Origin of the sequence: Pseudescherichia sp., assembly GCF_031998825.1 — a bacterium.
GTDB lineage: Bacteria > Pseudomonadota > Gammaproteobacteria > Enterobacterales > Enterobacteriaceae > Pseudescherichia.
The window spans coordinates 1-7,559 of sequence record NZ_DAMACX010000086.1; the positions used below are offsets into that span (position 1 = coordinate 1).

The 7,559-nt window shown below is 59.6% G+C and carries 4 protein-coding genes; 1 reads left to right on the plus strand and 3 read right to left on the minus strand.

Going from position 1 to position 7,559, the window contains the following annotated elements:
* Positions 1-220: 220 nt before the first annotated feature.
* From mazG to rlmD, 3 genes are all read right to left on the minus strand, one after another.
* Entirely contained in the window at positions 221-1,012 is a 792-nt protein-coding gene (gene mazG / locus RTP97_RS20765) for a nucleoside triphosphate pyrophosphohydrolase (protein ID WP_312416976.1), read from the minus strand.
* Positions 1,013-1,084: 72 nt separating this feature from the next.
* Positions 1,085-3,322 (minus strand): GTP diphosphokinase, encoded by a 2,238-nt coding sequence (relA, locus tag RTP97_RS20770; protein WP_312416978.1) that lies wholly within the window; start codon positions 3,320-3,322, stop codon positions 1,085-1,087.
* 52 nt (positions 3,323-3,374) lie between these two features.
* Entirely contained in the window at positions 3,375-4,673 is a 1,299-nt protein-coding gene (gene rlmD, locus RTP97_RS20775; RefSeq protein WP_312416981.1) for a 23S rRNA (uracil(1939)-C(5))-methyltransferase RlmD, read from the minus strand.
* A 57-nt stretch (positions 4,674-4,730) separates the two neighbouring features.
* Between rlmD and barA the strand changes: the two genes are divergently transcribed.
* Positions 4,731-7,493 (plus strand): two-component sensor histidine kinase BarA, encoded by a 2,763-nt coding sequence (gene barA / locus RTP97_RS20780; protein ID WP_312416984.1) that lies wholly within the window; start codon positions 4,731-4,733, stop codon positions 7,491-7,493.
* The last annotated feature ends 66 nt before the right edge of the window (positions 7,494-7,559 follow it).

Genomic DNA, 7,559 nt, shown 5'->3' on the forward strand with positions numbered 1-7,559 from the left:
ACCTGAGAAGGTAGGTTTAAAAGACGATGGAATAACCAGGACGGGAAAGTAGTATACCGGAACTACGCAGTCGCCACAAACTTTCATTATCCCTCCTCTTCTCATCTTCAGCGAACCACGGGGAGTGAGAAAATAGCTCGTTTGCGGCAAATGTTTTTGACGTAAATCAAGCGCTTGTTATTTAAAAATCCCTCAAATCGCGCTTGATTCACAAAACTCGTTAGAGATCAGTTTCCTGGCGCTTTACCTCCTGCCAGACTTCTTCCATGGTTTCGAGGTCAACGCCGGTCATCGCCAGGCCGCGAGAGGCGACAATTCGTTCAACTTCACGGAAGCGACGCTCAAACTTCAGGTTTGCTTTTTGCAGGGCGGTTTCGGCTTTTACCCCTAAATGGCGGGAGAGATTGACGGTAGCGAACAGCAGATCGCCCACCTCCTCCTCCAGTTTGGCCTGATCCACTACCGCCTGCTGCGCCTCGTGCATCACCTCGTCGATCTCTTCATGCACCTTACCGAGCACCGGGCCGAGCGAGTCCCAGTCAAAGCCCACCGCCGAGCAGCGCTTCTGAATCTTATGCGCGCGCATCAGTGCCGGAAAGGCGTGGGGAATATCGTCCAGCGCCGAGTGCTGGGCTTTTTCGGCCCGCTCGCTGGTTTTGATCTCCTCCCAGCGCGCCAGTACTTCGCTGCTGTTGCTGGCGGTCGCGTCGGCGAAGATATGCGGATGGCGGCGCTCAAGCTTGTCGCTGATAGCCGCGCAGATGTCGTTGAAGTCAAAACGTCCCTGCTCCTGCGCCATCTGGGCGTAGAACACCACCTGGAACAGCAGATCCCCCAGCTCGCCGCGCAGATCGTCAAGATCGTTGCGGGCGATGGCGTCGAGCACCTCGTAGGTCTCCTCCAGCGTGTAGGGGGCGATGGTGGCGAAGGTCTGCTCTTTATCCCACGGGCAGCCAGTTTCCGGGTCGCGCAGGCGCTGCATGATGCCCAGCAGGCGGTTGATTTGATTCATGATTATTTCCTAAAAAAAACGCCGGGTGGCGGTTTCGCCTAACCCGGCCTACAACTACAACGTAACGTGCGGTTAACCGCCGTGCAGACGACGGGCGTCAATCACGTCCGGAACCTGGTTGAGCTTGCCGAGTACACGCCCCAGCACCTGCAGGTTATAGATCTCGATATTCATATCGATAGTGGCAAGCTGCTGCCGGGTATCGCTCCGGCTGGCCACGCCGAGGACGTTCACCTTCTCGTTGGCGAGAATGGTGGTGATATCGCGCAGCAGGCCGCTGCGATCGTTGGCGGTGACGCGCACCACCAGCGAGTAGCCCGCCGAGTAGCTCTCCCCCCACACCGCATCAACGATGCGCTCCGGCGCGTGGGATTGCAGCTCCGTCAGCTGGTCACAGTCGGCGCGGTGAATGGAGATCCCGCGCCCCTGGGTGATAAAGCCAACGATCTCATCCCCCGGGATCGGCTGGCAGCAGCGGGCAATGTGGTGCATCAGGTTGCCGACGCCCTCGACCACCACCCGGCCATTATCTTTGCTGTTACGCCCCTGCGGGGCATAGGTCTTCTGCTGCAGCTGCTTCAGCGCGGCGGCGTCCTGCTCTTCGGCGCTGGGCTTGTTAAAGTGCGACTGCAGGAAGTTCACCATCTGGTTGAGGCGAATGTCGCCCCCGCCGATAGCCGCCAGCAGTTCTTCCATTTCGTTGAAGTTGTAGCGCGGCAGCAGGTGCTTCTCCGCCTCTTTCAGGCTGATGCCCAGATGCGCCAGCTCATCATCGAGGATCTGGCGACCCGCGAGAATATTCTTGTCGCGATCCTGCTTGCGGAACCAGGCGTGGATCTTCGAGCGTCCGCGGCTGGTGGTCACATAGCCCAGGTTCGGGTTCAGCCAGTCGCGGCTCGGGTTCGGCTGCTTCTGGGTGATGATCTCAATCTGATCGCCCATCTGCAGCTGGTAGGTAAAGGGCACGATACGCCCGCTGATTTTGGCCCCGATGCAGCGATGACCGACGTCGCTGTGGATATGGTAGGCAAAATCGAGCGGCGTCGATCCGGCGGGCAGATCCACAACGTCGCCTTTCGGGGTAAAGACATAGACGCGATCGTCAAAGACCTGGCTGCGCACCTCGTCGAGCATTTCGCCGGAGTCCGCCATCTCCTCCTGCCACGCAATCAGCTTACGCAGCCAGGCGATGCGATCCTCGTGGCTGGTGCGCGCCCCGGTTGCCACCGTTCCCTCTTTGTATTTCCAGTGGGCAGCGACGCCCAGCTCGGCATCCTCATGCATCTGTTTGGTGCGGATCTGGATCTCAACGGTTTTACCCTCTGGCCCCAGCACTACGGTATGGATCGACTGATAGCCGTTCGGCTTCGGGTTTGCCACGTAGTCGTCAAATTCATCTGGCAGATGACGATGGTGGGTATGGACGATCCCCAGCGCGGCGTAGCAGTCCTGCAGGCGCTCGGCGACGATACGCACCGCCCGCACGTCAAACAGCTCGTCAAAGGCGAGATCCTTCTTCTGCATTTTGCGCCAGATGCTGTAGATATGTTTCGGACGCCCATACACTTCCGCTTTGACGCCCTCCTGCTTCATCTCGGCGCGCAGGTGTCTGACGAACTCATCAATGTAGCGTTCGCGATCGATCCGTCGCTCGTGCAGCAGCTTAGCGATGCGCTTGTACTCCGCTGGATGCAGATAGCGGAAGCAGTAATCTTCCAGCTCCCACTTCAGCTGGCCGATGCCCAGTCGGTTCGCCAGCGGGGCGTAGATATTGGTGCACTCTTTGGCGGCCAGCACGCGCTCGTCTTCCGGCGCGTCCTTTACCTCACGCAGGTGGGCGACGCGCTCGGCAAGCTTAATGACCACGCAGCGGAAATCATCCACCATCGCCAGCAGCATGCGGCGAACGTTATCGACCTGTTCAGAGGAGACGGCATCGGTATGCGTGGCTTTGAGCTGGCGAATAGCTGCCATATCGCGCACGCCGTAGATCAGCGCGACCACGGACTTGCTCACGCTTTCGCGCAGCACCGCTTCGCTCACCACCTCGGCATCCGCCAGCGGGAAGAGCAGCGCGGCCTGCAACGTGTCGAGATCCATACTGAGCATAGAGAGGATTTCCACCATCTCGACGCCGCGCCACAGCAGCAGCTCGGCGTCAGGGTGGCCCAGGGTGTGTTGCAGGCAGTACGCCCAGGTTTCGGCTAAGCGCTCACACGAGGGCTGGCTGGAGATCCCCAGACTTGCGATCCATTTTTTCGAATCGAATTCACCCGCTCGATTAAGATGTGCACTTCTTACCGCAACCATTGTCCTCTCCTTTCAGGGACGAAGCCTGCCGAATTCGGCAAGCCAGAATTAATCACTCGTGCTCAAACAACACCATGGATTCCAGATGCCCGGTGTGCGGGAACATATCCAGCATCGCGAGGTGCGACATAGTGTAGCCCGCATTTAATAATGCTTCGCTGTCACGGGCAAGCGTCGCGGGGTTGCATGACACGTAGACCACCTTTTTTGGGGATAGTTTTAGCACGTGCTGCATCACGCCAGCCGCACCGGCGCGGGCCGGATCGAGCAGTACCTTGTTAAAACCGTGCTGTGCCCAGGGCTGCTTTGTGACGTCATCTTCCAGGTTTTCATGGAAAAAGGTCACGTTGTGCAAACCGTTCTGCTGCGCATTCTCCTTCGCCTTCTCGACAAGCGCGGCGACCCCCTCCACACCCACCACGCTGGCGGCGCGTTGTGCCAGCGGCAGGGTAAAGTTGCCCATGCCGCAGAAGAGATCCAGCACGCGGTCATCCGGCTGAACGTCCAGCCATGCCAGCGCCCGGTCTACCATCTGCTGATTCACTTTATCATTTACCTGAATGAAATCACGTGGGCTAAAGGTCAGGCGTAGCCCAGCAGAGGTGTACCAGGGTAACTCGCCGGATACCTGCTCCAGTATGGCGCTTTCCGGGGCAAGAAACAGCGCAACGCCCTGAGAATGCGAAAAGCGTTCCAGTTTTTCGCGATCGGCGAGCGTGAGAGGTGCAGTATGGCGCAGCACCATCAGCGGGCCGTTATCGGCCAGCACCAGCTCAACGTGGCCGAGATGGCGTACCCCCTCCAGGCTCTGCAAGCATTCACGTAGTGAAGGAACTAATGCCTCAAGTTGGGGCGTCAGCACCGGGCAGCGCACCACGTTCACGATGTCGCTGGCGCTGGCTTTGCGAAAGCCCATCTCCAGCGTTTGCGTCTTCGGCTGATAGTTGAGGCTCAGCCGCGCCCGTCGCCGATAGCCCCACGGCTCAGCGGCGATAATATCGTCCACCTCGTTTTTCATCAGGCGCGCCAGGGCGCTGCTTTTACTGCGCTGCTGCAGCGCCACGCTGGCATGTTGCTGTTGGCAGCCGCCGCAAACGCCAAAGTGCGGGCACGGCGGCGTTTCACGTTCCGGACTGTCGTTCAGCCGCCGCTTCACCGCCCCGCGGGCGAACTGGCGTTTATCTTCAGTTAGCGTCACGTCGCCACGCTCGCCGGGCAGCAGCCCGGGCACAAACAGCGCTTTGCCGTTATGGCGTGCAACGCCCTGGCCAAAGGGATCCAGGTCGTTTACTGTTACGGTTATGATCTCACGCGTCGTCACGCGCCGTTTTGCAGAGTAGAATTGCGCCATTGCCGGGATTTTTCTCAATCAAACATAATGACTCTAATTGTCCCATAACGGAACTCCATGACCAACTACAGCCTGCGGGCGCGAATGATGATTTTGATCTTAGCGCCAACCGTCCTGATCGGTTTACTGCTCAGCATTTTCTTTGTTGTCCATCGCTACAATGACTTACAGCAGCAGCTTGAGGACGCGGGGGCGAGCATTATCGAGCCGCTGGCGGTGGCGAGCGAATATGGCATGAACCTGCAAAGCCGGGACTCTATCGGGCAGCTGCTCAGCGTTCTCCATCGCCGTCACTCCGACATCGTGCGGGCAATTTCAGTCTACGATGAGCATAATCAGCTGTTTGTCACTTCTAACTCTCATCTCGATCCTAAAGCGTTAAGGCTGCCGGATGGCGCGCCCTTCCCCCCGGGCCTGAACGTCACGCGGCAGGGCGATCTGCTGATCCTGCGCACGCCCATTGTCTCTGAAGGCGACTCCCCGGACGAGCAGGCCCTGCCGGATGCCAAAGCGGCGAACAACATGCTGGGCTACGTTGCGCTGGAGCTGGATCTCCGCTCCGTGCGTTTACAGCAGTATAAAGAGATCTTTATCGCCACCCTGATGATGCTCTTCTGTACCGGGATCGCCCTGATCTTTGGCTGGCGACTGATGCGCGACGTCACCGGTCCGATCCGCAATATGGTCAATACGGTAGACCGCATCCGCCGGGGCCAGCTCGACAGCCGCGTAGAGGGCTTTATGCTGGGCGAGCTGGATATGCTGAAAAACGGTATCAACTCGATGGCGATGTCGCTGGCGGCGTACCACGAGGAGATGCAGCACAACATCGACCAGTCGACCTCGGACCTGCGCGAAACCCTTGAGCAGATGGAGATCCAGAACGTCGAGCTGGACCTGGCGAAGAAGCGCGCCCAGGAGGCGGCACGCATCAAGTCCGAATTTTTGGCCAATATGTCCCACGAGCTGCGCACCCCGCTGAACGGTGTGATTGGCTTCACCCGGCTGACGCTGAAGTCTGAGCTGACGCCCACCCAGCGCGATCATCTGCATACTATTGAGCGCTCGGCTAACAACCTGCTCGCCATCATTAACGACGTGCTGGACTTCTCCAAGCTGGAGGCCGGGAAGCTGATGCTTGAGAGCATTCCCTTCCCGCTGCGTAACGCCCTCGACGAGGTGGTGATCCTGCTGGCCCACTCCGCCCACGACAAAGGTCTGGAGCTGACCCTCAACGTCAAAAACGACGTGCCGGATAACGTGATTGGCGATCCGCTGCGCCTGCAGCAGGTCATTACCAACCTGGTAGGCAACGCCATTAAGTTTACCGAAAACGGCAATATTGACGTGCTGGTGGAGAAGCGCGCCCTGAGCAATAACAAGGTGCAGATTGAGATGCAGATCCGCGATACCGGGATCGGCATTCCAGAGCGCGACCAGTCCCGCCTCTTCCAGGCGTTTCGCCAGGCGGACGCCAGCATCTCCCGGCGGCACGGCGGTACCGGGCTGGGGCTGGTGATCACTCAAAAGCTGGTTAACGAAATGGGGGGGGATATCTCCTTCCACAGCCAGCCCGGTCGCGGCTCGACCTTCTGGTTCCATATCAATCTCGATCTTAACCCCAACGTCAGCAGCGAGGGGCTGCCTACCGACTGCCTCGCTGGCAAGCGGCTGGCCTACGTCGAGCCGAACGCCGCCGCCGCGCAAAGCACGCTGGATCTGCTCCAGGGAACGCCGTTGGAGGTGATCTACAGCCCAACCTTCTCTGCCCTGCCGGAGGATCGCTACGATATCCTGCTGCTGGCGGTGCCGGTGACGCTGCGCGAGCCGCTCACCATGCAGCATGAGCGGCTGGCAAAGGCCGCCGCCATGACCGACTTCCTGCTGCTGGCGCTGCCGTGTCACGTGCAGATCAACGCCGAGCAGCTCAAGCAGGAGGGGGCCGCCGCATGCCTGTTAAAACCGCTTACCAGCACGCGCCTGCTGCCTGCGCTGACTGAGTACTGCCGCCTTAACCGCCCTCGTGAGCAGGCGCTGAACGACGATAGCAAGCTGCCGATGAGCGTAATGGCGGTAGATGATAACCCGGCCAACCTGAAGCTTATTGGTGCGCTGCTCGACGATCAGGTGCAGTACGTCGAGCTGTGCGACAGCGGACATAACGCGATCGATCGCGCGAAGCAGATGCAGTTCGATCTAATCCTGATGGATATTCAGATGCCCGATATCGACGGCATTCGCGCCTGCGAAACCATCCGCCAGCTGCCGCACCAGCAGCAGACGCCGGTGATCGCGGTTACGGCCCACGCCATGGCCGGGCAAAAAGAGAAGCTGCTGAACGCTGGCATGAGCGGCTACCTGGCGAAGCCGATTGAAGAGGATAAGCTCCGCAGCCTACTGCTGCGCTATCTCCCCGGCCCTGGGGTCAGTCAGTGGCTCACGCCGCCGGAGCCGGAGCCGGTAGAAGCGCCGGTGAACCCTGACGTCTCTCTGGACTGGCAGCTGGCCCTGCGCCAGGCGGCAAATAAACCCGATCTGGCCCGGGAAATGTTACAGATGCTGATTGCCTTCCTGCCGGAGATCCGCAATAAGGTCGAAGAGCAGCTGGTGGGGGAAGCGCCCGAGGAGCTGACGGAGGCTATTCACAAGCTGCACGGCAGCTGCGGCTACAGCGGCGTGCCGCGCCTCAAGCAGCTTTGCCACCTGATAGAGCACCACCTGCGCAGCGGCATGCCCGCCGAGGATCTGGAGCCGGAGTTTCTGGAGTTGTTGGATGAGATGGACAACGTGACGCGGGAAGCGCGCCGGTGGATTGGATGATAAATCGGCGTAACGCCGGGCGGCACTGCGGTATGAACCGGAAACATGGGTAACACTTCAGACCGG